The 26,366-nt window shown below is 53.7% G+C and carries 31 protein-coding genes; 2 read left to right on the forward strand and 29 right to left on the reverse strand.

All coding sequences use genetic code 11. From position 1 onward, the window contains the following. Positions 1-55: 55 nt before the first annotated feature. The 10 genes from panC to NI000_RS07450 form a co-directional block, all read right to left on the reverse strand. Complete coding sequence (gene panC, locus NI000_RS07405; RefSeq protein ID WP_253409173.1) at positions 56-943, reverse strand: pantoate--beta-alanine ligase; 888 nt, start codon at positions 941-943, stop codon at positions 56-58. A 21-nt stretch (positions 944-964) separates the two neighbouring features. Continuing rightward, positions 965-1,840, reverse strand: a complete 876-nt coding sequence (gene panB, locus NI000_RS07410; RefSeq protein ID WP_253409175.1) for a 3-methyl-2-oxobutanoate hydroxymethyltransferase — start codon at positions 1,838-1,840, stop codon at positions 965-967. Between the two features lie 335 nt (positions 1,841-2,175). After that, on the reverse strand, positions 2,176-3,147 hold the full coding sequence (locus NI000_RS07415) for a biotin--[acetyl-CoA-carboxylase] ligase (protein ID WP_253409609.1): 972 nt from the start codon (positions 3,145-3,147) through the stop codon (positions 2,176-2,178). Then, entirely contained in the window at positions 3,147-4,442 is a 1,296-nt protein-coding gene (locus NI000_RS07420; protein ID WP_253409177.1) for a CCA tRNA nucleotidyltransferase, read from the reverse strand. Before NI000_RS07420 ends, NI000_RS07415 begins: the two co-directional genes overlap by 1 nt. 22 nt (positions 4,443-4,464) lie before the next feature. Further along, complete coding sequence (gene bshA / locus NI000_RS07425) at positions 4,465-5,634, reverse strand: N-acetyl-alpha-D-glucosaminyl L-malate synthase BshA (protein WP_253409611.1); 1,170 nt, start codon at positions 5,632-5,634, stop codon at positions 4,465-4,467. 42 nt (positions 5,635-5,676) lie between these two features. Next, the gene (gene bshB1, locus NI000_RS07430; RefSeq protein ID WP_253409179.1) at positions 5,677-6,381 is read right to left on the reverse strand and encodes a bacillithiol biosynthesis deacetylase BshB1; all 705 of its coding nucleotides are present in this window, start codon (positions 6,379-6,381) and stop codon (positions 5,677-5,679) included. Next, complete coding sequence (gene mgsA / locus NI000_RS07435; protein ID WP_253409181.1) at positions 6,378-6,803, reverse strand: methylglyoxal synthase; 426 nt, start codon at positions 6,801-6,803, stop codon at positions 6,378-6,380. Before mgsA ends, bshB1 begins: the two co-directional genes overlap by 4 nt. A gap of 85 nt (positions 6,804-6,888) precedes the next feature. After that, entirely contained in the window at positions 6,889-7,692 is an 804-nt protein-coding gene (gene dapB / locus NI000_RS07440; RefSeq protein WP_253409183.1) for a 4-hydroxy-tetrahydrodipicolinate reductase, read from the reverse strand. A 43-nt stretch (positions 7,693-7,735) separates the two neighbouring features. Next, on the reverse strand, positions 7,736-8,266 hold the full coding sequence (locus tag NI000_RS07445) for a tetratricopeptide repeat protein (protein ID WP_253409185.1): 531 nt from the start codon (positions 8,264-8,266) through the stop codon (positions 7,736-7,738). Between the two features lie 82 nt (positions 8,267-8,348). Beyond that, positions 8,349-8,684: a nucleotide pyrophosphohydrolase gene (locus NI000_RS07450; RefSeq protein ID WP_010501017.1), complete on the reverse strand. Its 336-nt coding sequence runs from the start codon at positions 8,682-8,684 to the stop codon at positions 8,349-8,351. Positions 8,685-8,892: 208 nt separating this feature from the next. Here NI000_RS07450 and NI000_RS07455 point away from each other — a divergent pair, with 208 nt between their 5' ends. Continuing rightward, positions 8,893-9,759, forward strand: a complete 867-nt coding sequence (locus NI000_RS07455) for a YitT family protein (RefSeq protein ID WP_253409187.1) — start codon at positions 8,893-8,895, stop codon at positions 9,757-9,759. 7 nt (positions 9,760-9,766) lie between these two features. On the opposite strand, the gene NI000_RS07460 is transcribed toward NI000_RS07455, so the two are convergent. The 14 genes from NI000_RS07460 to hisC form a co-directional block, all read right to left on the reverse strand. Continuing rightward, positions 9,767-10,651, reverse strand: a complete 885-nt coding sequence (locus NI000_RS07460; protein ID WP_253409189.1) for a sporulation protein YpjB — start codon at positions 10,649-10,651, stop codon at positions 9,767-9,769. Between the two features lie 54 nt (positions 10,652-10,705). Next, positions 10,706-11,329: a DUF1405 domain-containing protein gene (locus NI000_RS07465; RefSeq protein ID WP_375540958.1), complete on the reverse strand. Its 624-nt coding sequence runs from the start codon at positions 11,327-11,329 to the stop codon at positions 10,706-10,708. A 157-nt stretch (positions 11,330-11,486) separates the two neighbouring features. Next, entirely contained in the window at positions 11,487-12,383 is an 897-nt protein-coding gene (locus tag NI000_RS07470) for a c-type cytochrome (protein ID WP_253409193.1), read from the reverse strand. A gap of 57 nt (positions 12,384-12,440) precedes the next feature. Next, the gene (gene qcrB / locus NI000_RS07475; protein ID WP_054977352.1) at positions 12,441-13,112 is read right to left on the reverse strand and encodes a menaquinol-cytochrome c reductase cytochrome b subunit; all 672 of its coding nucleotides are present in this window, start codon (positions 13,110-13,112) and stop codon (positions 12,441-12,443) included. 19 nt (positions 13,113-13,131) lie between these two features. Beyond that, positions 13,132-13,677, reverse strand: a complete 546-nt coding sequence (locus NI000_RS07480) for a ubiquinol-cytochrome c reductase iron-sulfur subunit (RefSeq protein ID WP_301292380.1) — start codon at positions 13,675-13,677, stop codon at positions 13,132-13,134. Positions 13,678-13,918: 241 nt separating this feature from the next. After that, a complete protein-coding gene (locus tag NI000_RS07485; RefSeq protein ID WP_253409195.1) occupies positions 13,919-14,371 on the reverse strand; it encodes a DUF2487 family protein in 453 nt (150 codons plus the stop codon). 115 nt (positions 14,372-14,486) lie between these two features. Further along, positions 14,487-14,678: an IDEAL domain-containing protein gene (locus tag NI000_RS07490; protein ID WP_025846329.1), complete on the reverse strand. Its 192-nt coding sequence runs from the start codon at positions 14,676-14,678 to the stop codon at positions 14,487-14,489. 53 nt (positions 14,679-14,731) lie between these two features. Further along, the gene (locus NI000_RS07495) at positions 14,732-15,244 is read right to left on the reverse strand and encodes a gamma carbonic anhydrase family protein (protein ID WP_036680961.1); all 513 of its coding nucleotides are present in this window, start codon (positions 15,242-15,244) and stop codon (positions 14,732-14,734) included. Between the two features lie 92 nt (positions 15,245-15,336). Then, on the reverse strand, positions 15,337-16,464 hold the full coding sequence (locus NI000_RS07500; protein WP_253409197.1) for a hypothetical protein: 1,128 nt from the start codon (positions 16,462-16,464) through the stop codon (positions 15,337-15,339). Between the two features lie 186 nt (positions 16,465-16,650). Next, the gene (locus NI000_RS07505; RefSeq protein ID WP_253409199.1) at positions 16,651-17,241 is read right to left on the reverse strand and encodes a histidine phosphatase family protein; all 591 of its coding nucleotides are present in this window, start codon (positions 17,239-17,241) and stop codon (positions 16,651-16,653) included. Between the two features lie 66 nt (positions 17,242-17,307). Beyond that, entirely contained in the window at positions 17,308-17,934 is a 627-nt protein-coding gene (locus NI000_RS07510; RefSeq protein WP_253409200.1) for an anti-sigma factor family protein, read from the reverse strand. Continuing rightward, positions 17,931-18,524, reverse strand: a complete 594-nt coding sequence (locus NI000_RS07515) for an RNA polymerase sigma factor (RefSeq protein WP_025846334.1) — start codon at positions 18,522-18,524, stop codon at positions 17,931-17,933. Before NI000_RS07515 ends, NI000_RS07510 begins: the two co-directional genes overlap by 4 nt. A gap of 397 nt (positions 18,525-18,921) precedes the next feature. Continuing rightward, on the reverse strand, positions 18,922-20,010 hold the full coding sequence (locus tag NI000_RS07520) for a prephenate dehydrogenase (protein ID WP_253409201.1): 1,089 nt from the start codon (positions 20,008-20,010) through the stop codon (positions 18,922-18,924). Beyond that, positions 20,007-21,107: a histidinol-phosphate transaminase gene (gene hisC / locus NI000_RS07525; protein WP_253409203.1), complete on the reverse strand. Its 1,101-nt coding sequence runs from the start codon at positions 21,105-21,107 to the stop codon at positions 20,007-20,009. The genes NI000_RS07520 and hisC overlap by 4 nt, the downstream gene beginning before the upstream one ends. A gap of 215 nt (positions 21,108-21,322) precedes the next feature. On the opposite strand from hisC, the gene NI000_RS07530 reads away from it, so the two are divergent. Continuing rightward, positions 21,323-21,721: a hypothetical protein gene (locus NI000_RS07530; protein ID WP_253409205.1), complete on the forward strand. Its 399-nt coding sequence runs from the start codon at positions 21,323-21,325 to the stop codon at positions 21,719-21,721. A 94-nt stretch (positions 21,722-21,815) separates the two neighbouring features. Here the strand turns inward: NI000_RS07530 and trpA are convergent, their stop codons facing one another. From trpA to trpD, 5 genes are read right to left on the reverse strand one after another with little or no spacing between them, the layout of a single operon-like run. Beyond that, complete coding sequence (gene trpA / locus NI000_RS07535; protein WP_253409207.1) at positions 21,816-22,625, reverse strand: tryptophan synthase subunit alpha; 810 nt, start codon at positions 22,623-22,625, stop codon at positions 21,816-21,818. Beyond that, positions 22,612-23,817: a tryptophan synthase subunit beta gene (trpB, locus tag NI000_RS07540; protein ID WP_253409209.1), complete on the reverse strand. Its 1,206-nt coding sequence runs from the start codon at positions 23,815-23,817 to the stop codon at positions 22,612-22,614. The genes trpA and trpB overlap by 14 nt, the downstream gene beginning before the upstream one ends. Continuing rightward, positions 23,810-24,502 (reverse strand): phosphoribosylanthranilate isomerase, encoded by a 693-nt coding sequence (locus NI000_RS07545; RefSeq protein ID WP_253409211.1) that lies wholly within the window; start codon positions 24,500-24,502, stop codon positions 23,810-23,812. The genes trpB and NI000_RS07545 overlap by 8 nt, the downstream gene beginning before the upstream one ends. 7 nt (positions 24,503-24,509) lie before the next feature. Then, positions 24,510-25,319, reverse strand: coding sequence for an indole-3-glycerol phosphate synthase TrpC (trpC, locus tag NI000_RS07550; RefSeq protein ID WP_253409213.1), 810 nt, complete (start codon positions 25,317-25,319; stop codon positions 24,510-24,512). After that, positions 25,309-26,352 carry an anthranilate phosphoribosyltransferase gene (gene trpD, locus NI000_RS07555; protein WP_253409216.1) on the reverse strand — a complete coding sequence of 348 codons (1,044 nt, stop codon included), beginning with the start codon at positions 26,350-26,352 and terminating at the stop codon, positions 25,309-25,311. The genes trpC and trpD overlap by 11 nt, the downstream gene beginning before the upstream one ends. Positions 26,353-26,366: the final 14 nt, after the last annotated feature.

The following is a 26,366-nucleotide window of genomic DNA, read 5'->3' on the forward strand; positions in this document are numbered from 1 at the left end:
GCTGACGCCTCCTACGTTTTTGCACTCTAGGGATACTTGTCCCTAAGCTGTCGGGTTACGAATGGCTCAATGAAGCAACGGGAGCGCGAAGTATCCGATTATCGATCAAGCGCGTTGCCCCGAAACGGACGGCCACGGCGATAATCACCCTCTCATCACTGTCCCAAAAATCCACTGGAGCCAGATCCGGATAAGACAGCAGCTCCACATAATCGATATCGGCCAAAGGCGCGGACTGAATATGCCGAACGACCGTCTGCCGCAGCTCTTCTGGGGATATCGCTCCCTTACGAGCTTCGAGCAGCGATTCCGCCTCTTCCAGGGCTACGGAAAGGACAAGCGCCTGCTTTCGCTCTTCCTCGCTCAAATACACGTTGCGCGAGCTCATCGCAAGTCCGTCTTCTTCTCGGACGATCGGACATGGGACGATGGTGACAGGAATATTCAGATCGTATACCATTTGCTCGATGACCGCTACCTGCTGGGCATCCTTCATCCCGAAATAAGCTTTATCAGGCTGAACGATATTCAGCAGCTTGGTAACGACCGTAGCGACACCATCAAAATGTCCTGGCCGGGAAGTTCCGCACAGACGCTCGGTTACTCCGGAGACAGAGACAATCGTTCTGGTCGGCTTCGGGTACATCTCGCTCACCTGCGGGAAAAATACGATGTCCGTCCCGGCTGCACGCGCGATGGCTATATCCCGCTCCTCGTCCCGCGGATACCGCTCCAAATCTTCGTTCGGCCCGAATTGCAGCGGATTGACGAAAATGCTCAGGATAACCACATCGCACTCTTTGCGCGCAGCTTCGAGCAGCGAGGCATGGCCTCGGTGCAGGAAGCCCATCGTCGGCACGAAGCCGATGCGTACGGCCGGATTGGCAGCCCGCTTTGCTTTAATCAACTGTCGTAATGATTCAATCTGATGAACAATTTCCATCGGTTATCGAAGCTCCGTTTCTTATTCTCGATGTGCTGCTACCGGTTTCCCGCCGCCGTATAAGGACTCCGCCACTTCGTCGTCCATACGGAACGAATGCTCCGGCCCCGGGAAGCTGCGCTGCTTCACGTCGTCCACATACTGACGAAGCCCGCTGCGAATCATATCGCCGACATTTCCGTAAGTTTTCACAAAACGCTTCGGATGAATATCCGATCCATAGCCGAGCGCATCGTGAAATACGAGCACCTGACCGTCGCAATCTTGGCCGGCGCCAATTCCGATGGTCGGAATGGACAGCTCGCTCGTCAGATGTGCGGCCACTTGATCGGTTACCAGCTCCAGCACGATGGAGAATGCTCCGGCCTGCTCCAAGGCTTTGGCATCATCAAGCAACTTTTGCGCTTGAGCGGCCGTCTTGCCCTGGATTTTATAACCGCCGATCTGGTGAATCGACTGAGGGGTCAGACCGAGATGGGCCATCACAGGAATGCCCGCTTGCACGAGTGCTTCAACCGTCGGCGCAATCTCCGCTCCGCCCTCCATCTTCACCGCTTTGGCCAGCCCTTCCTGCATAATCCGTCCCGCATTCCGCAGCGACGCATCGATGCTGCCGTGATACGTATTGAACGGAAGATCCGTTACTACAAAGCTGGTCCGGACCGCGCGCGTCACCGCGCGCGAATGATAGATCATATCGTCCAGCGTAACGGGGAGCGTCGAATCGTAGCCAAGTACGACATTGCCCAGCGAATCCCCCACAAGAATGACATCGATGCCGGCTTCCTCCGCCAGCATGGCCGTCGGGTAATCGTAGGCCGTCATCACGCTGATCGGAATCCCGTCTTTTTTCATTTTTCTCAGTTTGGCCGTCGTTACCGGTTTACGCATCTCCATGATTAACACCTTGCCTTCCGGGTTGGAATGGTTCAGGGTTCCGTACGCTCGGGGAGCATCTCCCTCTGCCGTCCTTCCTCCTGATAGTATTGCGATAATCGGCCGGATTGTTGCAAAGAGCAAAAAAACCTTTCAGCCCATACGGAGGCTAAAAGGTTCACATGTCCTTCTCATATGATCCTTCTGTCTCGGTCCGGTTAGGCTCAGAGCAGAATCCGACATATTGCTTGGGTAAAGCTATTCAATTGTTCAAGCAAAAAAACATACGGTTGAAGTACAGCTCCTTGCGGATACCGTCTTCGTACCGTACATTATACCAAAGTTTTCAACTTATGTCACCCAAAACTGATATCGGCGGAATACAGCTTTTTTACCGATCCGTCTGCTAGGCGAAGCTGTAGAGCGCCATGCTCATCGATCCCCTCGGCAAATCCTTCAAACTCTCCTTGAGGCGTCCGGCAGCGGATATTCCGGTGAATCGACACGGTCAACGCTTCCCACAACAGCTTGATGGGGGCAAAGCCCTCCCGCCGGTATAGTCCGTACAGCTGCTCCCACTCCAGCAAAAACCGGCTGAGCACCTCGATTCGGTCCACCTGGCGACCTGCCTCGATGGCAAGCGAGGTGGCCGCATCCCGTAGCTCCGGCGGAAAATCGTCCGAATGCAGATTCACGCTGATGCCGACTCCGGCGATAACATGCTGCAGCCGCTCATCCTCGGCGCTCGATTCGAGCAAAATGCCGGCGATCTTCTTGCCGCCGACAAGCAGATCGTTAGGCCATTTGATCCCCGCTTCCACACCTGTTGCGCTGCGGATGGCCCGGCATAAAGCGACGGCAACGAGCAAAGTCAATTGAGGGGTGAATAACAAGGGAATCCAACCCGGCTTCAAAATCAGGCTCATCCAGATGCCTTTTCCGACCGGAGAATGCCACTTGCGTCCCATGCGGCCTTTGCCGGCGGTTTGCTCTTCCGTCAGAATAAGCGTGCCTTCCTCGGCCCCTTCCGCGACACAGCGCGCCGCGACGATTTGCGTCGACTCCACTTGGTCGTAATATTTCACGAACCGGCCGAACCGTTCCGTCCCCAGCTTCAATTGCAGGCGGCTTATATCCAGCCTGTCCGGCTTGGACAACAGCCGATACCCTTTGCGCGATACCGCTTCGAAGCGGTACCCTTGCTGCCGCAAACGCTCGATCTGCTTCCACACGGCCGTTCGGCTGACGCCAAGCTCCTCGCTCAGCTGTTCGCCAGATAAAAATTTGCCTTCCGATTGCTCGAACAGTCCGATCAGTCGATCCGTCATCATTCATCGTTCTCCTGCATGTTTTCGTAATGCTCCCGGGCTGCTGCAAGCAGCGTTTCTTTGTCGTTGCGGAGTTCGCCGAGCGCAGCGCTTTCAAGCAATCGGTGCAGCAGCCGGCCGGTCCACGGACCGCCTTTGGCTCCCAGATGGCCCATAAGCTCCTTCCCTCCGACAGCGAGCTCTGCCAGAGCAGAAACGGGCATCTGCTCCAGCCATACGGAGCCCAGTCTTCTCCATACATCCACGGCCCTGCCAACCTTGACGTTGTCAGTCCGAATCGAGGCGGCCTCAAGCAGGTAAATCTCTCTTAACGTATGGAGCGCAGAAACACTGTAGGTAAGCGCCGCGGCGATCCATACTCGTCTCAAGTATGGTTCTTCGTCCCGTCCCGTCGAGTCATCCAATCCGGATACAAGAGCGGTGTGCGCGCCAACGATTCGTTTGACCGTCTCCATCTGCTGTCTGGAGAAGGTTAGCTTGATCATATCCTCTTCAACATCCGCCGGATCGGCTCCTAGTCGAATGTAGATAAAGGCAAGCCGATGCTCCATTTCCGTTAACCGTGAGAGGGGCGGCCACTCCGTTTCCTTGTCCAGCCCGGACAGCAGCAGCTCCTGCTTCACGTGACGCAGCGCCCGGCTTCCCGCGAGCAACTCCAGGGCCCGGTTCGGGTCGCTGCCCCCAATCATGCGCTCCACCTCCGCCCGGATACGTTCCATGGCGATATGCCGCAGCAGCGAAATGCCGGAGTTCAGAGCGTCCCAGGTCGCCTGTTCCACCGTCAACCCATATTCCGACGCAAAACGGAGGCACCGCATCATTCGCAGCGCATCTTCCCCAAACCGCTCTTCCGCTTGACCGACGCAGCGAAGGACGCCGCGTTCCAAATCCTTCAGGCCATCGAACGGATCGATCAGACTGCCGTTTTGATCGATAGCCATCGCATTCATCGTGAAATCGCGCCGCTGCAAATCCTCAGTCAAGCTGTCGATATATTCCACCTCGGTCGGGCGGCGGAACGCTTCATATCCGCCTTCCCGCCGAAACGTAGTCACTTCGTAGGGCTTCTTCCCGACCACGACCGTGACCGTCCCATGCTGCAAGCCGGTAGGCACGGTGCGCTCGAAGAGCCCCTGTACCTGGTCGGGATGAGCGGAAGTGGCGATATCGTAATCCTTTACAGGGCGTCCGAGCTGTTCGTCCCGAACGCATCCACCGACCAAATAAGCCTCGAAGCCCGCCTCGCACAAGCGCCGGACAATCTGCATGGCCCCCTGCTTTAAAGCATCGCTCATGTATGTAATCCCGCTTCCTTTGTCAGCAATTAAGCGGATTTTCCCGAATCGATTCCGGGATCGGCCGCCCAAGCACCCGATAATACAACTCTTCATACTGCCGCGTAATCAAATCGTTACAGAACGTATAGCGCGCCCTGTATAAACAAGCGTCTACCGTCTTTTTGTACAAGCTTTCGTCCCTCAGCAACGCTATCGCATACGCCGCCATTTGCTCCACATCGCCGATGTCCGCCAAGTAACCGGTTTCCCCATGGGTAATCAATTCGGGAATGCCGCCGGCGTTCGATGCGATCGTTGGCACCCCGCAGGCCATCGCTTCCAGCGCAACCAAGCCGAAGCTTTCCTTTTCGGACGGAAGCAGCATCAGGTCGGCTAACGACAAAAGCTGGGCGACGTCGTCCTGCTTGCCGCAGAACGTCACCCGATCCAACAACCCGAGCTCCTTCACCTTGCAGAGCACCTTGGACAGCTCCGGGCCTTCGCCTACAAACAGCAGGCGGGAAGGCACTTCTTTGCGGACGCGGTCGAAAATTTCCACGACATCCGTTACCCGCTTGACTGGACGGAAGTTGGAAATGTGAATCAGAATCTTCTCGTCAGGATGCGCAAACTCCTTGCGGAGCGACGCCACTTCACGCGGGTAATATACCCGTTTGTCCACGAAATTGTAAGCCAAATCAATCGGCTTCTCGATGCCAAGCAGCTGCCGCGTCTCCTGGATCAAATCCTGGGATACGGCAGTCACCGCATCGCTTTGGTTGATCGCATACCGGATCAGGTCGCTTAGCGATTCGTCCTGCGCAAGAACCGTAATATCGGTACCATGCAAAGTCGTGACCACTTTCAGCTCCGGCCCGACCATCTGCTTGGCAAGCAGGGCGCAAACAGCGTGCGGAATGGCGTAATGGACATGCAGCAAATCGAGCTCTTCCAGCTTCACCACCTGTGCAAGCTTGCTGGCCAGAGACAAATCGTATGGCGGATATTTAAACACGTAGTAGTCGTTGACTTCGACTTCGTGGTAGAAGATGTTGCGGTCGAACTTTCCAAGTCGAAAAGGCATGCTGTGCGTAATAAAATGAACCTCGTGCCCTTTTTCCGCAAGCAGCTTGCCGAGCTCGGTGGCGACGACGCCCGAACCCCCTAGCGTGGGATAGCATGTAATTCCGATTTTTAACCGGTTCATTATTTTCGAGCCGCCTCCTTTTGCTCCTGAATTTGGTCACGCTTTTTAGAACAGTTCTGTCAAGTAAGGCAGCTTGCTGATAAAGCCTTCCGCATAACGGACCGCCCGTTTTTGCCCAAGCAGAGAGTCCCGGGCTTCCACTCGCTCCAGATAGCCTTGATTCAGCGGTGTGCGTACGATATCGTTTCCGGCACCCGAGCCCGAAGTCTCGAATTGACTCCGGTACGCAAGCAGTGACGAGCGTTTGCTCTCATAATGGGCGGTCACGTCAACCATCACGTCCGGCTCTATCACATCGTTAATGAAATAAAAGTAGCTTTCTTCTACCGTATGCGCCGGGTGATCGGGCAAGTACCGTCTCAGCTTGGCATTGAACAGCGCTTCCTGCACCAGCTTGCTGCAGGCGATATGGTCCGGATGCCGATCCTCCCAATACGGAGCGAATACGATGCGAGGCTTCCACATGCGGATCTCCAAGGCAATGCGCTCCACAAACTCCGGCAGCAGATAAAGTCCGCGGTCCGGCAGCTGCAAATTGGTGCGCACGGTCAGGCCAAGCGCCTCCGATGCCGCCTTGGCTTCTTGTTGACGCGTTTCAACCGTGCCGTTGGAGGACATTTCCGCCAAAGTTAAGTCGCAAATGCCGACCTTAAGCCCGGCTGCCGTATGCTTCGCAATCGTGCCGCCCATGCCGATTTCCGCATCGTCCGGGTGAGCGCCGAAAATAAGCAAATCAAGCGACTCGTTCATTGGTCGATCCCCGGCTTGTATTTATGTACCAGCTCCCGCCAGGCGAAGTCCCCCCGGTCAAGCGCTTTGACCAAAATTTCCGCGGTCGCGATATTGGTCGCGCAAGGAATCCCTTGAACGTCGCACAGACGAAGCAATGCGATAATATCAGGCTCGTGCGGCTGCGCCATCAGCGGGTCGCGCAAAAAGATAATCAAATCGATTTCATTAGTCGCCACCAATGCTCCGATCTGCTGATCCCCTCCGAGCGGACCGGACATAAAGCGGTTCACCTGCAGGTCCGTATTTTCCATAATGCGCGTGCCTGTCGTTCCGGTCGCATACAACGTATGATCTTCAAACACATTCTCATAAGCCGTAACGAAATTGACCATTTCTTCCTTCTTGCGGTCGTGTGCGATAAGTGCGATTTTCAATGCCATAGGATGGCAGCTCCTCTCTAAACTCCTATAAAACGAGGACACTCGAGCGGTCCTCTTCGGCCCGGCCCCATGTCCTCTTTCGTTTTTAATCGATAAAATGTTCGAAGCCGTAAACCATACCGGTATATTCCATAACTTTCTGAACAGCCACCTTCACGCCAGGCATATAACCGGCCCGGTCATACGAGTCGTGACGGATTTTCAAGGATTGTCCGAAAGCACCGAAAATGACCTCCTGCTGGGCGAAAATGCCCGGCAGCCGAACGCTATGAATCCGGAACCCGTTATAGTACCCTCCGCGCGAGCCTTCGATCGTTTCCACTTCATTCGGATTGCCCTGACGCAGCTCCTGACGAGCTTCGGAGATCAGTTCCGCCGTCTTGACGGAAGTGCCTGAAGGCGCGTCCAGTTTTTGATCGCCATGATACTCGATAATTTCTAAATGAGGAAAATATTTAGCGGCTTGAGCGGCGAATTTCATCATCAGAATAGCACCGATTGAAAAGTTCGGAGCGATCAATCCGCCGATCCCCGCTTCCTTGCACTGCCTGTCCAGCTCGGCAATATCTTCCGGCGTAAAACCGGTCGTCCCCATCACGGGGCGAACCTTATGTTTTATAGCCAGCCGGGTATGCTCTACCGCCGAATGCGGAGCTGTAAAATCAACCAGCACGTCGGGTTTCGTTTCTGCAAGAGCGAGCTCCAAATCGTTTGTAACCGCAATTCCGCAAGCATCCAGGCCGACCAGTCTGCCCGCATCCGTTCCTACAGCGGAACGGTTAACCGCAGCGGCCAGCTCCAGTTCCGGATCGCCTAATACCAACTTGACGACCTCGCGCCCCATACGGCCTCCCGCTCCGGCAACCGCTACTTTGATGATTGGTTTCATATGAATTCATTGTCCTTTCCGCTTAGGTGTCGGTCATTGGCACTTATAAGGTAACGCTCATATATTCCTTCCACTTTTGCCGGTAGTCCGCGAGCAGCCGCAAGCCGATGGAATGCTGCGGATCCAGCTTGAGCAGTTCCTGAATGGCCTGCACGGCCGGAGCGAACTCCCGAAGCCGGGAATATGCGATACCCAATAGTAAAAAAGCTTCCTGTGAAAGCGGATCAAGCTTCACCGCTTGCTGCAGCAGCGACACCGCCAGCCACAGCCGTTCGTCCGACTCCTCGAACAGCTTCTCTGCCTGAAACGTCAATTGCCGTGCCTGAAGGTGCTGCAGATGGAATGTGTAATGCTCATCCTCCGGCTCAAGCCGTACCGCTTGGCTTGCATGTGCCGCCGCTTTATCCAGTTTGCCGCTGCGGGCGTACGTAATGGACAGCTTATAATGGTACGCCGCGCATTCAGGATTCGTCGCAATCGCACGTTCGAACCAAACGATGGCCTGTTCGAAATCGTGATTGAGAATCGATTCGTACGCTTTCTTGATTGCCTCTTCGCCTTTCAAATGCATCATCTCCTTCCTCAGCCAAGCCGGAAGCAAGCCTTCCAAGGCCGACATGAGAAGTACAAGGTGATGATACAGTATATGAAAAGGATCAAGCGTCGGTGTTTATTTTTGTCCAACGGTCCGCGTCCCGCGTCCGGAATTTGTGCATGACCTTATCATGCGCTTCTGTCAAATCGATGCCTAGCGAATTCGCAAAGCAGATGGTAATGAACAAAATGTCGCCAAGCTCAAGCTCGATGGAGTTTTCCTCCTCCGTCGCCTTTTTGGGCTTCTCGCCGTAACGATGGTTTACTTCCCGCGCCAGCTCCCCTACCTCTTCCGACATCCGGGCCAGCATCGTCAGCGGTTTGAAGTATCCTTCTTTAAACTGCGATATGTATTCGTGCACCTCGCCTTGGAGGTCCTTTAACGTTTTCTCGGACATACCGGGAGATGTTCACCCACCTTATTATCAGATGACTAACGGTTGTGCGTGACAACCGTATCAGTACCATGTTAACGCAAAGTGAGGGGGAATGACAAATTTTTTTTGCTTCTTAAAACTTTTTCATTTACTTTATCATGAAAAAAAGGGCAACGCGATAACCTAAGAGAATGTTACTATAAACATCTTTTCGAATCGAGGTGGATTTATGCCGGAACCCCTTAAAGCACATCTAAAAAACATCGTTCCTATCTTGCTTGGCACGGCGATTTATGCGTTCGGAATTCATTATTTTGTGATCTCCAACGAATTAATGGAAGGCGGAGTGACCGGGGTTGCCCTGCTTCTCTCTTATATTTTCGGGCTGCCGCCGTCCTTGACGACTCTAGGTCTGAATATCCCGCTTTTTTACTTGGGATGGCGTATTTTGGGCAAAGCGTCGATGGGATATACGGTGCTCGGCACTTTGTCCGTATCGTTCTTTCTATGGGTCATGGAGCGGATCATTCAGGCGGGGTGGTTGGTTCCGTTCCGGACGGAGCACGATTTCTTCCTGGCAACGGCTTATGCCGGGTTTACGCTCGGTCTCGGACTCGGTATCGTTTTCCGGTATGGCGGTACGACCGGCGGATCAGACATCCTGGCAAGAGTCACCCACAAACTGAAGGGCTGGAGCATCGGGCAAGTGATATTGATCATGGACGTCGTCGTCATCGGCGCCTCGCTTTTCTTTCTCCCGAAGGAGAAAATCTTATATACCTTTGTCGCCGTCTTCATCGCTTCGAAGCTGATTGACATTCTTATCGAAGGGGCGTACGCTGCCAAATCGTTCATGATCATCACCGATCACGCGGATGAGGTTTCTGCGGCGATTGCGAAGGAATTGGACCGGGGAGCTACCCTGTTCCCCGCGGTCGGAGCCTACTCCAAGCAGCCCAAAAACGTCGTCTACTGCGTGGTAGCCCGGAGTGAAATGAAAAGGCTTAAAGACCTCGTCCGCTCCATCGATCCCCTCGCATTTCTCATTATTACGGAGGTTCACGACGTTGTCGGTGAAGGCTTTAAGCCAAATTAAGCCTTATTTAGTTTCCCGGCTTTTCTTGGTCAGCTCGGCGTACCGGAACAAGGCCGCCGTTTTTCTTGGATAACCGCCAGCCGGCGAATCCGAGCGATGCCAAGATGACGGAGCCGAGCGTTACGATCCATAGAATCGGGTTCTGCTGTTCGGGGTAAGGCAGATAGGCGGTCGTTTCCCGTTTCAGAAACAGCTTATCTAACAGGCCGCGAAGCGGAGGAACTGCATTAAGCACGTTGCGGTACAGCTCGCCTTCCCCTTGAGCCTGAAGCTTAATGAAAGTTGCAAGCGAATCAAGCTTCTCGACGTCGGTAGGACTTCGGCTGATAAGCAAGCTCGGGTGAATGATGCCGATATGCTGCTCCAGCAATGCCGCCCCTCTTCGAACCTCCGCTCTATTTTTATCGGTAGCGGCCTTTTCAAGCAGGTTCACGTCGTCGGAGAGCAGCTTGTCATACTGCAGCCATAATGGCGTATGAGGGTGCGTCAGCGCATCCGCTGCGAGACGAATTTTTGCGGCTGCCACCAATCCTTCCTCCGGCTTGAAGCTTGCTGCGTTGAACACTCGTTTAGCATCCGTAACGGCCCTCGTGAGCGCGTTCATTCCTTCGATTGACGTGAGGCCTTCAAAGCGTATCTTCGGTATTTGATCGCTTAGCTGCTGAAGCGCCATCAGACTTCCCGGAACGTCACCTTGCTTTGCTTTTTGATACAGCTCTTCCGCCGTCCGGCCCAGCAGCTCTGTCTTCTGCACCTGCTCCGCCGAGGGCTTGGACGCCGACGTTTCTTTTGCGCTTTGCCCCTCCCCGCATCCTGTTGCAACCAGCAATAAGCTGACGGACAGGGTCAGCCAAACCCCGAACCTACGCCATCTTCGAGCCTTTCCGGCCATTGGGACATCCCCTCCTAAATTCATCCTATGGAGAGAAAGTGCCAATTAGACCGACTATTTGGACGAGGTTCTTGCCGGCCGAAGCTCTCTTACGAGCCATAACACGAGAGCCATAGCGACGCTAAACACACTCAATGCCAAAGTAAACGTGGCAATTTCAGATAAATTGTCCTCCAATACTTTCGGCAGCCACGGATAAACCCCTTGCCCGTAATCCATCGTATCGTTCAACAATACCCAACATGCGACAAGAATGACGGATAACCACCGGTATCGGTACAATCGAAAGTACAGCACCGCTTCGGCCGCCATGCCAAGATGGGAGAACACCAGCATCCAATCCTGCCATACGAGAATATCTCCCTGATAAGCCCCGGCAAAAATCATCGCAACGGCCCAAATCCCGTATTTAAACGAAGTTACGACAGCGAACGCTTCAACAAAGCTTCTCCAGCCGCTTTTCTTTGTTGGATTCAAAGAGCCAGCCTTCGATCGATAATGGTCAAGAAGCCAATATGCTACTGCCCAAGTAAAGAACAAACTGGCGGTAGGGCTATCCGGCACAAATGGCAAATAAAGCGGTGACATTTCAACAGCCGTGTAGACCAACTGATTGCCGTACCATATATAGCCGTATACCGTCCCAAGCAGATTAATCCAGAATAAACTCCACAACATAAACCGGCTGCTCAAAAATTCGCGCGAAAACCAGTACGACAAGCTCCTTCCCAGCAAAACGGCTCCCTCCAGCTCCTTATGTGTTCAACCCCGCCGATCCTTAGCTTCCTCGATCTTAAAAAAACCTGACCGCGCTTAACGGTCAGGTTCGGTTGGATTATTTGCTTGCTTTTTGCTTGGCGAGCCAGTCGGCCAGTTTGTCGATGTCAGCTTCCGTCAAACCTTTTGAGATGTTCGCATCATATTGGGCCGGCATGGTGCCTTGGCCTTTCTTGATGATGCCGAGAATCTCATCCTTCGAATGCTTGTCGCCAACTCCGCGAAGCGCCGGAATTTTGGCGGAAGGCATTCCTTTCAGTTCGCCGCCGTGACAAGAAAGACAAGTGGATTTTTGGTAGATCGCTGCCGCCGGGTCGTCCGGAGCAACGATTGCCGCAGCTTGCGCAGCCGGTTTCTTGGCTCCGCCGCCGCCTTCTCCGCCGGCTTTCCCTTTGTTGGCGTGCATTTCCTCTTCCCGCTTGATATGCTCGGGAATCACGTTTTTCTCTTTCAGTTCCAATTGATAGTGATGCCAGGATGTATACGTCAGATAAGTAACGGCAATCAAGCTCAAGAACATCAGAGAAGAAGCGATCGGACGCTTATAAAAGCGTCTTTCTTTCCCCGTATCCAAGAACGGCGCCAGCAACAGCCCGCCGAAGAGGATACCTGGAACGCCGACCGTACCAAGCACCACAAATTGGTTCGAAGTGTACGGGTATTTCAGCAGTTGGTACATAAACAAGAAGTACCAGTCCGGCATCGGGATGAATTGCGTGTTCGTCGGATCGGCAGGATAACCGAGCGGAGCCGCTTCGGACATAACCAAGGTCAGAATCCCAACCAGAACGACAACGCCAACCATCCATTCTTTTAATAGAAAGTTCGGAATAAATACTTCCGATTTTCCGGGATAAGCGGAAAAATCTTGGGGAATCATCCGTGACGACTTGGCACGTACGCGCGAATCCCCGACGTAAACTATTTTTTCATCAGTTTTATGACCGTGAGCCACGATTCGCCCTCCTTCTCATTTTCTCATGAATACCGGCTCAGCAGGCCTCACCGGTTCTTACAGCGGACCGGAAATCCCTTGCTTGCGGATCATGAAGAAGTGTCCGGCGAGCAGGGCAAGCAAAGCTCCCGGCAGGAAGAACACGTGCAGAGCAAAGAATCTGGTCAGCGTCTGAGCGCCTACGATCTCGCCACCCTGCAGAAGCGTCTTGGCATACGGACCGATGAACGGCGCCGACTCAACGATCTTGAGCGTTACGCTTGTTGCGAAATAGGCTTTGTTATCCCAAGGCAACAGGTAACCCGTCAAACCGAGTCCCAACATGACGAAGAAGATGAGCATACCTACAACCCAGTTCATCTCGCGGGGCGCCTTGTATGAACCCGTAAAGAAAACGCGGAGCGTATGTAAGAACATCATCACGATAACTAAGCTGGCTCCCCAGTGGTGCATGCCGCGAACAATAACGCCGAAAGCCACTTTATGCTGCAGGTAATCGACGCTCGCATAGGCATTGATAATATCCGGCACATAATACATGGTAAGGAACATACCGGACAAGATTTGTATAACTGTGATAAAGAATGTCAACCCGCCAAAGCAATAGACGAATGCGGAGAAGTGGTGCGCCGGGTTTACGTGCTCCGGTACCTCATGGTCCGCTACGTCCCTCCACATCGGCGTGATATCCAGACGTTCATCAATCCAGTTATAGACACTTTTAAACATCTGATGTTACGCCTCCTTATTACACCCGTTTGTTCGGACCGAGCTGACCCAGATACACAAAGCCCTGATCGATCTTCACTTCGTATTCGTCGAGCGGCAGCGGTGCTACGGCCAAGTTTTTGCCGTCCGCTGTATAGTGGGCGCCGTGGCAAGGACAGTAATACTGATCCTTAAATTCCGGGCTGCCGTTCCAGTTGACGGTACAGCCAAGGTGCTTACACGTCGGATTGAGCGCGAAGACTTTGCCGTCCTTCCCTTTGGAAATCCACGCCTCAAGCTCCGGTTCGCTTTCGTACCAGCCGTCCACTTGATGTACTTTAAATTTAAAGGATTTCGGCTCGTTCGTTACCTTCGATTCTTCTACAACCTTAACCCATTGAGCCTGAGCTTTAGGCTGAAGAACCGGATCCACCGCAAACCGAATCATCGGAACCAGCATCCCGGCGCCCATGAAAGCTCCAGCTCCGCCAAGGGTGTAGTTAAGAAACTGGCGTCTGGACATTTCACGACGCGCCACCGGCTTCTCACCGTGATGCTGCGACTCTTGATTCGAGTGATCGTTCATTTTCGTTCTACCCCCTTTTTGCAACATATATCAGTCGTTCGACATAACTTTACACCATATACTAGGACATAACTAATAATAGCTTACGTCTCTGGGTGCGTCAAGAATGCAGACAGGCCATTCCGGCGTGTAATTCTAGCCGCTGATAACACTGTTAACGAAATTGTCACAACTGCCGGAACACCCTGAAAACGAGGGCTCTTGCATAGAATTTGCATTGTTGCCACAGATCATACATGCTTCACAACGTTTGCCTTCCGCTCCATAAAGCCATTACCTCTTCGGCAGCCCGTCTCTTCGCGTCCGTGGCGGATTGGCGCAGCTCTTCCGGTGTAAATCGCAGCAAAAGATCCGCTTTTCCTCCCAGCTCTTCCGGGTTTAAAACAAGCTCTTCCTCCGATTTGGCCGTCACGATCACCACATACCGGAAGCCGGCTTCCTTAAGCCTGACACAGGTTTCTCTAAGGAACGTGTCTCCCGAGACCGACGGAACGAAGTGAATGGCCGGGTAAGTAACGGTCCGGCCTTTAAACGGGATCTCCAATAAATCGAGAGCGTCGCGCAGCCGTTCGAGCTCGCTTGCCGCCTGCCACGGCGACTCGGTTCCCCGAAGTCCGGTTACCGGCAACAAGCATGTGTCCAAGTAAGGACGAAGCTCCTCCCACTGCGTTTCTTGAATTTCGCTGAATTTCATATGTATCACCTTCTTTCCTGATCTTTACTTTAACATAGAAAAAAGACATATGAACGGGCTTCATATGTCTTTTCGCAAAAATGACATGTTTGTGATCCGGACTTCCTTGAAATCGTCATTTCCCCAGAGAGCGCAGCGCATTGAGTTCGGTCGTTAGGGCAATGAAGGATTGTTCGTCTCCCTTGGCCAGAGCTTGATCGATCTCTTTGTATAGAACCTGCTCTTTGTAGTTACGCAGTGCTTCATCAAGCAACATTTCAGCAAACAAACTCAGCATCATTTCGTTCGTCACATTCATTTTGCCCATGAGAACCTACCTCCAAACCGGGTCATGATTATTTCGATTCATCCAGCATTCCCTTACGTCCGTTCCTTCCGATATTCCTCGCCCTTTAAGCAGTAGCTTTCCATTGTCCGTTTCATTCGTGCAAGGTCCGACTCCTTCAACTCGCGCACCACTTTAGCCGGGGATCCGAGCGACAGGGTAAACGGGGGGATCGTTTTGTTTTCGGTCACGAGAGAACCCGCTCCTATTAAAGCATATTCACCGATCACGGCGCCGTTAAGTACAATCGCCCCCATGCCGATTAATGTGCCTTTGCCTACGCGGCACCCGTGAATAATCGCGCCATGTCCGACGGAAACCTCGTCTTCGATGATGAGCGGCTGGTCCGTATTGACGTGACCGATGCACCCGTCTTGAATGTTGCTTCTTTTTCCGATTCGGATCGGGGCCAAGTCGCCGCGCAGCACCGTATTGTACCAGATCGTCGCGCCTTCGCCGATTTCCACGTCGCCAATGATCTGCACGCCCGGTGCGAGAAAAGCGGTAGGATGAACCGTAGGGGTAATGCCGTTATAGCTGTGAAGCATAATTTTCGCCACTCCTTCGTAAGCCTGAGCATCCGTTCTTCATTCGGTCGGACGGATCAGTCGGATTAAATGGAGTGATTGTAGCAAGGGGATTACCGGTTGTCAAATGGCAGCACGATCTTCTCTTCATCCGGCACATAGGTACCCTCAATAATACTGCTGCCGAGCTTCGTCACCTGAATGACACGGCCGCCCCGTTCCTCTTCTCCGATCCGCAGCAGTCCCAGATGCATCATCATTTGGACGATACGCTGCTCCAGGATGGAATCGGGCGTATCGTAATAAAAGGGACGGATCAGCGGTACGAGCGCCCGCTTCACAGAATCGAACGTTACCCAGCCTTTGCACAGACGGTTTAACCATTGAGCGATCGATTGCAGGTGAGGAACCGGGCCTTTATAAAGCCTTAACCAGAAACGGTACACCTGAACCGGGTCTTCCTTCCCTCCTTCGTTGACCCGGGCCAGCCCTTGCTCCGTCAGCGCAAGCACCTGATGATGCTCGGTGACGAGATCGTTATAGTAGCAATAGTCGTAGATGAAGGAGAAGCGGTTCGGATATTCGCGGAACATCCGTCCGTAGCCGAAACGCCAGGCCGTCTTCCCTACCGGCTCCTCCCGTACGGCCAGCCGATCCAGCACCTGCTGAAGACTCCTTTTGTACATCGCGTTATCGCTCGTAAGCATCACTTCCTGATCGCGGAGAAAGAGCAGGAAGTTCGCGATATCGTCCAGGATCAGCTTTTGCTCGTCCCGGTAGACAGGAGGCTCTTCGGCAGCATCCAACTGCTGCTCGAATCGTTTGGTCAGGGCGGTCACAAACCGGCGCTTCAGATCCGCAGGCACTTGAAACAAATATTTCGTCTGCTGCGAATGGCCGTTAAACAGCCAGCCTAGCTGCTTGAAGCGGGTAATCGTATCGCGCGGATTCCAAGCCGCATCCGTTTCTTCTTTTTCGAATCGGCTTTGTTGCACCCGGGCGACCAGCTCCTCCAGACTGAACGATCCCCGCTGATCGAAAAGCAGTGAGTTAAGAAACCGGATATCCTGGGTGGACAACGCTCCGATCTGACGGTCGAAAATGTCCCTTCGTCCTACGGTTGACAAAATCGATTGAATCAGCTCGTTCTTCGAATGCCCGTTGCACTCGCAGTTGTACGTACCTGCGATGCGGCCCAACTGGTGAATGTCGGCATAGCTTAACATGTCGGCTAAATTCATCCGTTCGTCCCTCCAGAACTTCCCTCCAAAACTTTCTTAGTACCCAGTATGGGAAAATGTTCTAGATTTAAACGCGGCCGGTTAAAAGTTTATTTCCGTCCATATAAAAAAGCGGCTTTGCACGCACTTCTAAAAAATAGAAATGCATGCAAAGCCGCTTCATTTCGGCTAAGTATGAAACCTCGCTCAAGCCCCTTGTCCAAGCTCCGCAAGATGGACGGTACAATTCAGCAGACGGCACTGCCAGCCGTCCGGCGTCCGCTCCATGACCGTAAGCGACGTATTGCTCAGATGCTCTTCAAGCTTTCTTCCGATAAACTGCGCCAGCACTGGTGCGATGTATCCGCCATGGCTGACGAGCAAGATCCGTTTGCCCTGGTGCTCTCGGTCCACATCGACGAGAAAGGACGCCCAGCGCGCCAACAGTTTCTCATCGCTTTCAACGCCGAGATCCAAGTCTCTCCATTGCTCACCCCAGCGGTCAACGCGATCCTGCAGTGTGGTCCCTTCCAGCTTGCCGAACGCTCGTTCCCTCAGCCTGGCATCCAATCCAAGAAGCGGAGCTCCAGTTAGGCGGGATATCGTAAGAGCCGTTTCTTTCGCCCGAAGCAGGTCGCTGGCGATGATGCCGTCCCATGCCTCTCCCGCAAGCCGCTTTGCCAGCAACTCGGCCTGTACCCGGCCTACTTCAGCCAAGGGCGTGTCCATCTGCCCCTGCATGCGTCCCGCCAAATTCCATTCCGTTGTCCCGTGACGTATAAACCCAAGCGTTAACATTCGTTCGCCGACTCTCCTTATCTGTCTGATGCAAAAGACAAAAGCCCCGGAAACGGGGCCCTTTCGTTACTGACGCGTGCGCGAAAACCAATTCATGATCAAGAGCGTGCCGGTCAATCCGAATAACGAAACGAAAAGCATATAATCGTTGACCGTACGAATCGGTCCGACCTGGTACATGAACGGATCGCTGAACCCGCGCAAGCTTGCTACGGCCGTAGGCATCGCATGCACGTTCATCGAATCCGATTGCCCGGCAACGGCAACGACGGGATCGTTCATCCGCCCGAAAACCGCGGATTCGTGCGGCGAGCCGGCTTCGTACCGACCGTCGTTCATAAACGAAAAGTAAAAGGTGACCATAAACAAAGCGATAAAGCAAGCGATCACCGCAGTCAGATTCCGCCGCAGCTTATAAGAGAACTGATACAGACGGTCGCCGACGGGAGTGCGCCACGATTCATCCGCATAGATTCGTTTCATTACGCTGGAAGATACGGAAACCTCGCCGCTGTCAAACGTCATTTCCACCCCGGCCGTGCGGATTAATTCCGTGCTCTCCTGCCATATTTGAAATTCTTCAGCGCATGCCGGGCAATTTTGGATATGCTCATCCACCGCCAGCCGATTCGGATCGTCTTCCGGCAGGTCCCAGTATACGCCGAAAAAATCATAAACGTCATCGCATTTCATCGTCGATTCATCTCCTCATACTCCTCAAAGATCGGCTCAAGAAAGTATGGCTCCAATTGAAGCTTTACGCTGGCCCTTGCTCTGAACAACAAAGACTTGACCGAACTCACTGTTTGTCCGAGGATATTCGCTATCTCTTGATAGTCAAGCTGGTCATACTCTCGCAATATAAGCGCGGAACGCTGCTTCTCAGGCAAATTATTGATCGCATCGCGAACCATAGTCACCTTTTCGTTGCGAAGCACCGTTTGTTCCGGCAATGTTTCCACTGCAGTTTGAGGCGTGTATCCGCTTTGCTCCAATGAAACCTGGGTGTTCTTATGTTTACGCAGCTCGCTAAGAACCGTATTGCGCGCAATGGTGTAGAGCCAAGTGGAGAAGGTCGCCTCCACCTCTCGGAACGAATGCAGGCTGCGGTAAGCCTTGTAAAAGGTCTCGTTGCACAAGTCCTCCGCCAGCGATTCCATTTGTGCGCTTTTCAGCATATGAAAGATGAATGCCAATATTTTACGTTCGTAGCGGCGCATTAATTCGTCGTATAGTTGGACGTTGCCATCCTTGATTTCTCTGATCAACTGGGAATCGGTCATGCGAGTGCGACCCTCCTTGTGATTCCTGCTTACTCCCAGCGATGCTACTTTGTTGTACTGTTGGGGGAGTAAAAAAGTTGCGGTCGAATTTAAAATTTTTTTTAGAATTGGGGACGATCATATAAGATTCGAGGTAACTAGCCAAAAATCCTGCTTTTCCGACAAGATTCATAACTTTTTCCAAAAACAGGTGTGCACTTTTACTTCTTTATAGACCCATTTTCTGTATATGCACACCGGCAAAAAAAAGACCGCCTGAAATTCAGGCGGCTGCACAGTGTGCCATTATTCGGATAGGAGTGGAGAGAAACCATACTGTACTTTTATTATATGTATACGTTTACAAAATGTCAATGGTTTTTTTGAAAACGGTTTCGAATTTTTTAGAAAAAAAAGACTACACGTGAACCGCGTAGTCTTTTTTAAGCAATTCCAGTGCTTTGTCCATCTGTCCTTCCTCCCGGAACGACAAGCGCAAAACACCAGGGACATCTTCCCGGCTTTCGATGATCTGAATGTTGCTGAGGTTAATCCGGTGGCTGCCGAGCAGCGTCGTGATCTGCGCGATGATACCCGGATGGTCGGGCACGTCCACATAAATATCGTAGAACGAATGAATAACGCCCTTGCGCCGCTCCGGCAACCCGTTGCGGAACTCGTTGGCTTTCTGAAACTCGCGTTCGATGCCAAGGCCATCCTCGGCCTCCAACCGACCGATAAACCCGGCAATTTCGTCGTTCCAGTCCCGAAGCAGCTTCAGGAGCACTTCTCGGTTGTTGATCAGAATGTCCCGCCAGATGACCGGATCGCTGGAAGCGATGCGCGTGATGTCGCGGAAGCCGCCAGCCGCCAAATTCTGGTACAGCTCGTTCGATTCGTTATAACGAGCGATTTGGTTCACGAGCGCCACGGCAATAATATGCGGAAGGTGACTAATTGCGCCGACGATCTCGTCATGCAGCACCGGGTCTACCTTTACCAGATGCGCACGGGTATGCTGAAGCAGATCCGCAAGCCGGTCGTAAGCGTCCTTCGGCGTTCCGGCATCCGGCGTCAGCACGTAAAAGGCGTTCTCGAACAATCTGGAGCTCGCCGCCTCCACGCCCGACTTTTCCTTGCCGGCCATCGGATGGCCTCCGATAAAATGGGCACCCGGCAGCTGAAGGCGTGAAGCGCAGGCAGTAACGCTCGCTTTCGTGCTGCCGACATCGGTGATGACGCAGCCCGGTTTCAGCGGGAGCGTAGACAATTTGTGCAAATATTCCTCAAGGTTACCGACCGGGACGCACAAAAAAATAAAATCCGCTTCCGCCGCTGCTTCCTCAATCGAAGTGGTCGCATGATCCACGACTTCGCGCTTCAAATATTTCTCTACGGACTTTGGGTTATTGGAGTGCCCGACGACCGTCAGGCCCGGCTTCCCCTTGAAGCACAGGGCCAACGACCCGCCGATCAATCCGACTCCGAATATGGAAATCTTTGTCATGAGACGGCCACTTCGCTCAGAACTTGCTCCAGCGCTCCAAGGAATTTGTTATTTTGCTCTTCGCTACCTACCGTTACCCGGATCATGGTCGGGTAGCCCCAGCTCGGATCGTGGCGGACGATAATTCCTTTACGCAGCAGTCCTTGGAACACCGCGCCCCCGTCCCGCTTCACGTCAACCATAACGAAGTTGCCATGTGCATCGAAGTACGGCAGTCCCAATTCGGCGAATTTCGCTGTCAGCTTACGAATTCCATTCGCATTCGCCTCGCGGCAGGACTCGATAAACGCATCGTCGTTTACCGCCGCCAGCGCCGCTTTTTGGGCAAAGCTCGTCGTATTGAACGGCTCGCGCACTTGATTGATCGAGCGAACGACATCGGGATGGCCTACGCCGTAACCGATGCGCAAAGACGCCAAGCCGTAGATTTTGGAAAACGTGCGCAGCACGACGACATTATTGTGCTTCTCCAGCAGCTTGACGCTGTCGGGATATTGCCCGCTTACGTTGTATTCCGCGTAAGCTTCGTCCAGCACGACCATGACGCTCTTCGGCACAGCCTCCAGGAATGCCGTAATTTCCGCTTCGCTTAGCATCGTCCCTGTCGGATTGTTCGGGTTGCAGATCCAGACAATCTTCGTCCGGGAATTTACTTTGCCCAGCATCGCTTGCAGATCATGCTTTCCGTCCGCATCCACGGGCACCTCGATCACCTTGGCCCCTTCGACCTCGGCATTGTGCTTGTACTGCGGAAACGTCGGATAAGCGGTAATGGTCTCGTCTTCCGGGGTCAGGAATGCGCGGGCGATCATCAGGATCACTTCATCCGACCCTAATCCGAAAATAATTTGATTCGGCTGTACCCCCAGCTTGCCGGCAACGGCGTTCGTCAGCTCAACGGCTCCGCCGTCGGGATAGATGCTGACTTGGTCGAGCATCGCGGCAATCGCTTCTTTCGCTTTGGGCGAGCACCCGAAAGGATTTTCATTGGAAGCAAGCTTGATCACTTCCATCAGACCAAGCTCGCGCTTGACTTCGTCAATCGGCTTTCCCGGCTGGTAGACCGGGAGATGAACGATATTTTGTTTAGGCTGCACGACAAAGGTCACCTCGTCACATGAATTAGTAGCTCCAATACCGGAATCATTTCCCCATTAATTTTCGCACAAGTCTAAGAAAATGTTAAGCTTTATATTTACTGCTATTTAATGACCTATTTATTTACACAATAGGCCGAAATTCCTTTTTTTGTCTTGCAATTCAACTTATAATCTAGCTGTAAACTCATAGTTTGCTTTAAGGAGTGATTTATTTGTTTAAACGCTTTGGAATTGCCGTTGTTGTCGCGGCGATATTCTTCGGTTTGGCTGTGGTTCCACAAGTGGAAGCAGGATATGGTCATGTGTTCAAAACAGGAGATGGAAAATGGGACGGAAACGTTAAAACAACTTCCACTTACAATATGGCTGAAGTAGTGTTGTATAATCTTAAACCAAATGTAAAAGCATCAACGTTAAAGGTACGGTTGTGCAGCCGTTCAACCGGAAACTGTACGAACTACAAAACGGTGGGAGATTTCGAAGGCGCATATCTTGTAAGTTTCTCCTATTTGAAGCCTGCCACTTATGATGTCGATGTGGCGTATACGGGTTCCGGAAGTGTTTCTGGAAAACTGGATGCCATTGCCGGAAGGGAAATCCCCAAAAACTAGGGTATACGCCCCACCACGGCCTCTGCTCGTGAACGAACAACGAAAAATTCTAAACAGCCTCGCTAAATTCGTCAATTTAGCGAGGCTGTTCCCCTTATCCAATCAGTTGTCGAACAAATTCATGAATTTTCGAGAGCCCTTGCGATTTTGTCGATTCATCCGTGAGGAGCGGCAGCGTTTCTTCCACCGTGCGCACTAAGGCGCTTCCGACAACAATCCCGTCGCACGTCCCGGCGAATCGCGCAAATTGCTCCGGCGTAGAGATGCCGAAGCCGATGGCGATCGGCAGATCGGTCGACGACTTAACGGTGGTCAAAAATTCGTCGATGCCGCTGTGGAACTCGGTCCGCGTCCCCGTAACGCCGAGCGACGATACGCAGTAAACGAAGCCGCTGGCGCGCGAAGCGATTCGCTGCACGCGTTCTTTGGACGTCGGGGCGACAAGCGGAATGAGATGAAGGCCGTGCTGCTGCGCCAGCGCCCGTACCTCTTCATCCTCTTCCATCGGGAGATCGGGAATAATAAGTCCATCGATTCCATTTTCTTGAAGAAGCTTAAAAATATGATCGAGCCCCGTTTGCAGCACAGGGTTATAGTAAGTAAATAAAATAAACGGGATTTTGCAGCCTTCGCTGCGCGCCTCACGGGCCGCTCCGATGCAATCGAGGATCGAGATGCGGTTCGCTTTGAGCGCACGCATGGACGAGCGTTGAATGACCGGGCCGTCCGCCAGCGGGTCCGAATACGGAACGCCCAGCTCGATCATCGCCGCTCCGGCTTTCTCAAGCTCTTTAATGATATCGACCGAGGTCCGCACGTCCGGGTCCCCGATCGTCAAAAACGGGATGAAAGCCGGCTGTTTTTGTTCACGCAGCTCGGCAAATTTCCGGTCAATGCGATTCATCGGCAGTTCCTCCCAAATAATTCATGATCGCTTCCACGTCCTTGTCGCCGCGTCCGGAGAGACTGACAACAATGATTTCGTCTTTGCTCATAGCCGGCGCCCGCTTGATCGTCTCGGCGATTGCGTGCGCGCTTTCCAGTGCTGGGATAATCCCTTCCTTGCGGCTCAGCAGCTGCAGCGCGTCCAGCGCTTCTTTATCCGTAATCGGAACGTATTCCGCCCGGCCGGTATCTTTCAAATGAGCATGCTCCGGCCCAATGCCCGGATAGTCGAGACCGGCGGATATCGAATGCGCTTCCTGCACTTGGCCGAATTCGTCCTGCAGCAAATAGCTGTACGAGCCCTGGAACACTCCTTGGCTACCTTTCGTCATCGTCGCGGCATGCTTATCCGTATCGATGCCTCGTCCGGCGGCCTCTACACCTATCAAACGCACGTTCTCATCCTGTACGAACGGATAGAACATTCCGATCGCATTGCTGCCTCCGCCTACGGCCGCGATAACCGTATCCGGCAGCCGTCCTTCCAGCTCCAGAATTTGCTTGCGGGACTCGTCGCCAATAATGCGCTGGAAGTCCCGCACCATCATCGGGTACGGATGCGGTCCGGTAGCCGAACCGAGGATGTAGAACGTATCGTCCACGTGGCTCACCCAATAACGCAGCGTCTCGTTGCAGGCGTCCTTCAGTGTCCGGGTGCCGGAAAGCACCGGAACCACTTCCGTGCCGAGCAGGTTCATCCGGAACACGTTAAGCTGCTGACGCTTCATATCTTCTTCGCCCATGAACACTTTGCACTCAAAGCCGAGCAGCGCAGCGACCGTCGCAGTAGCGACACCATGCTGGCCGGCGCCGGTTTCGGCGATAATTTTCGTTTTGCCCATCCACTTCGCGAGCAGCCCTTGGCCGAGCGCGTTGTTGATTTTATGGGCGCCCGTATGGTTTAAATCTTCGCGTTTCAAATAGATTTTGGCGCCGCCCAAATGCTCGGTCAGTCTTCCTGCGTAATACAAGGAAGTCGGACGTCCCGAATAACGATGCAGCCAGTAGTTCAACTCCTCTTGAAAACGAGCGTCTTTGGCATATTTTTTAAACGATTCTTCCAGCTCGATCAAAGCGTTCATCAGCGTTTCCGGCACGTAACGCCCGCCGAACTTGCCGAATCGGCCGTGAATATCCGGTCCGTTATACAATGGTCTGCACCCTCTCGACGAATGTTTTAATTTTCTCGATATCTTTGACGCCTTCCGTTTCAACGCCGCTGGACACATCTACGCCATCGGGCGTATACACATCGAGCAGGTCCCGCACATTATCCGGCTGCAGCCCTCCGGCCACGAGCAGCGGAATGCCGGCTTCCCGGCACCAGGCGAGATAAGGCGGAATCGTATCCCAAGCAAACGTTTTGCCCGAACCCCCGCCGTACACCGGATCGTATGTATCCAGCAGCATGCCGTCTACAACATGGCGGTACGGCTCCAGCCTGCTTGTGCCTTGGGACTCATTCCCAGCCTCCGTTTCACCGGCCTTCACGGTAAATACCTTAAATACGCGCGTCCCTGGAAAAGCATGCTTCACAGCGCGACAAAACTCGGCGCTCTCTTCCCCATGAAGCTGCACAACGTCCAACGCCGCCTCCCGCAGCACCGCCTCCAGCTCTTCCATCGTCGGATTAACGAAGACGCCGACGGCTGCGGGCGCCTTCGCCCCGGCAGCCGACTTCATGCTGCGGATCATCTCGCCGGCCTGCTGCGACGTCACCTGCCGCTTGCTCGGTGCAAAGACGAAGCCGACGTAATCCACCGGAAGTGCGGCGACCTGCTCCGCCATTTCAGTCGTCCGCAGACCGCATATTTTCACGCTCACCCGTGATGTCATCCGCTGCTCACTCCTTACCGGCACCCGCCTCAGAGTAAGAACCCATCAAGGTATGGACGGCTTCGGAAACGTCCGGCTGACGCATGAAATGCTCGCCGACGAGCACCGAATGAGCTCCGGCCGAACGAAGCCATTCGATCTCCTCCGGCTTCGAGATGCCGCTTTCGCTGACGACGGTTATCCCCTTCGGGATGGAGTCCACAAGCTGCTCCGTCGTGCGAAGATCGGTCACGAACGTTTGGAGATTGCGATTGTTGATGCCGACCATCGTCGGGTTCAGTTCCAGCACACGGGCCAGCTCCTCCTGATCGTGCACTTCAATTAGTACATCGAGACCGATGCTTCGGGCGATTGACTGGAATTGCCGCATCTGCTCGGTCGTCAGGATGGCGGCGATCAGCAGAATCGCGTCGGCACCGATACAACGCGCCTCATAGATTTGATGCGGATCGATCGTAAAATCTTTGCGCAGAAGCGGCACGCCGACAGCCTGCCTCACCCGGCTCAAATAATCGTTGGAGCCTTGAAAATACGGAGCGTCGGTCAGCACCGACAGGCAATCTGCCCCGGCCTCCTCATAAGCCTTCGCCAACCGGACAGGCTCGAAATCTTCCCGGATCAAGCCCTTGGAAGGCGAAGCCTTCTTCACCTCCGCGATCAGTCCCATCGGACGCTTCCGCCCTGTACTGAGCGCGCGCTCGAACCCGAGGCACGGCGCCAGTCCGGCGATCGTTTTTTCCATTTCGGCGATTGTAATCTGCTCTTTAAGCGACGCTACTTCCTGCCGTTTGGTGGCAACAATGCGATCAAGAAACATAGCTCTCTTCTCCCGTACATTGGACTAATTGCTCCAGCTTCGCCTGGGCCTGGCCCGAATCGATAACCGATGCGGCAAGCTTCACGCCCTCCTGCAGCGTTCCGGCCATTCCGGTGACGTAGAAGCACGCTCCGGCATTGGCCAGCACGATGTCGCGGCAAGCGCCGGTCTCGCCAGCGAAAATCCGGCGAATAATGCCCGCGTTCACATGGGCGTCTCCCCCGATGACATCCTTGATGCTGTAAGTGCGAAGCCCCAACTCATCCGGCGTAATTTCAAAAGTACGAATGTTCCCGTCTTTCAGCTCGGTCACCTGCGTACCGGCAGAGATGCTGATTTCGTCCAGTCCGTCGAGACTGGCAACCACGAGCGCACGCTTTACGCCGAGCGCTTGCATCACATGGGCGATCGTTTCCGTTTTGCCGCGGTCGAAGATGCCGAGCACCTGACGGTCGGCTCCGGCCGGGTTCGTGAGCGGGCCCAGCAGGTTAAACACCGTGCGGACGCCGAGCTCCCTGCGCGGAGCGGCAACGTGCCGCATCGACTGATGGTACAGCTGCGCAAACATGAAGCAGATTCCGACCTGCTCCAGGCAGCGCGCCGCCTGCTGCTGATTCAATTGAATATTGACACCGAGCGCTTCGAGCACGTCGGCGCTGCCGCTTTTGCTGGACATGGCCCGGTTCCCGTGCTTCGCCACGCGGATACCGCCCGCCGCCGCTACGATGGCCGCCGTCGTTGAAATGTTGAACGTATCTGCGCCATCGCCGCCGGTACCGCACGTATCAAGCAGATCAGTCTGTCTGGTGCTGACCCGGCTTGCTTTCATCCGCATCGTCTCGGCAAAGCCGGCGATTTCCTCGATCGTTTCCCCTTTTATGCGGAGTCCTGTAAGCAAAGCTCCGATCTGCGAAGGCGTCGCCCCGCCTTCCATAATGTCGGACATCACATCGCGCGCCTCGGACCGCGTCAAATGCTGCAGCCCGATAATTTTCCCAATCGCCTGTTGAACCGTCAAAGTCGTTTGCTCCATTGTCCGTGCCTCCC

The organism is Paenibacillus tyrphae (genome assembly GCF_024158745.1).
Lineage (GTDB): Bacteria > Bacillota > Bacilli > Paenibacillales > NBRC-103111 > Paenibacillus_G > Paenibacillus_G tyrfis_A.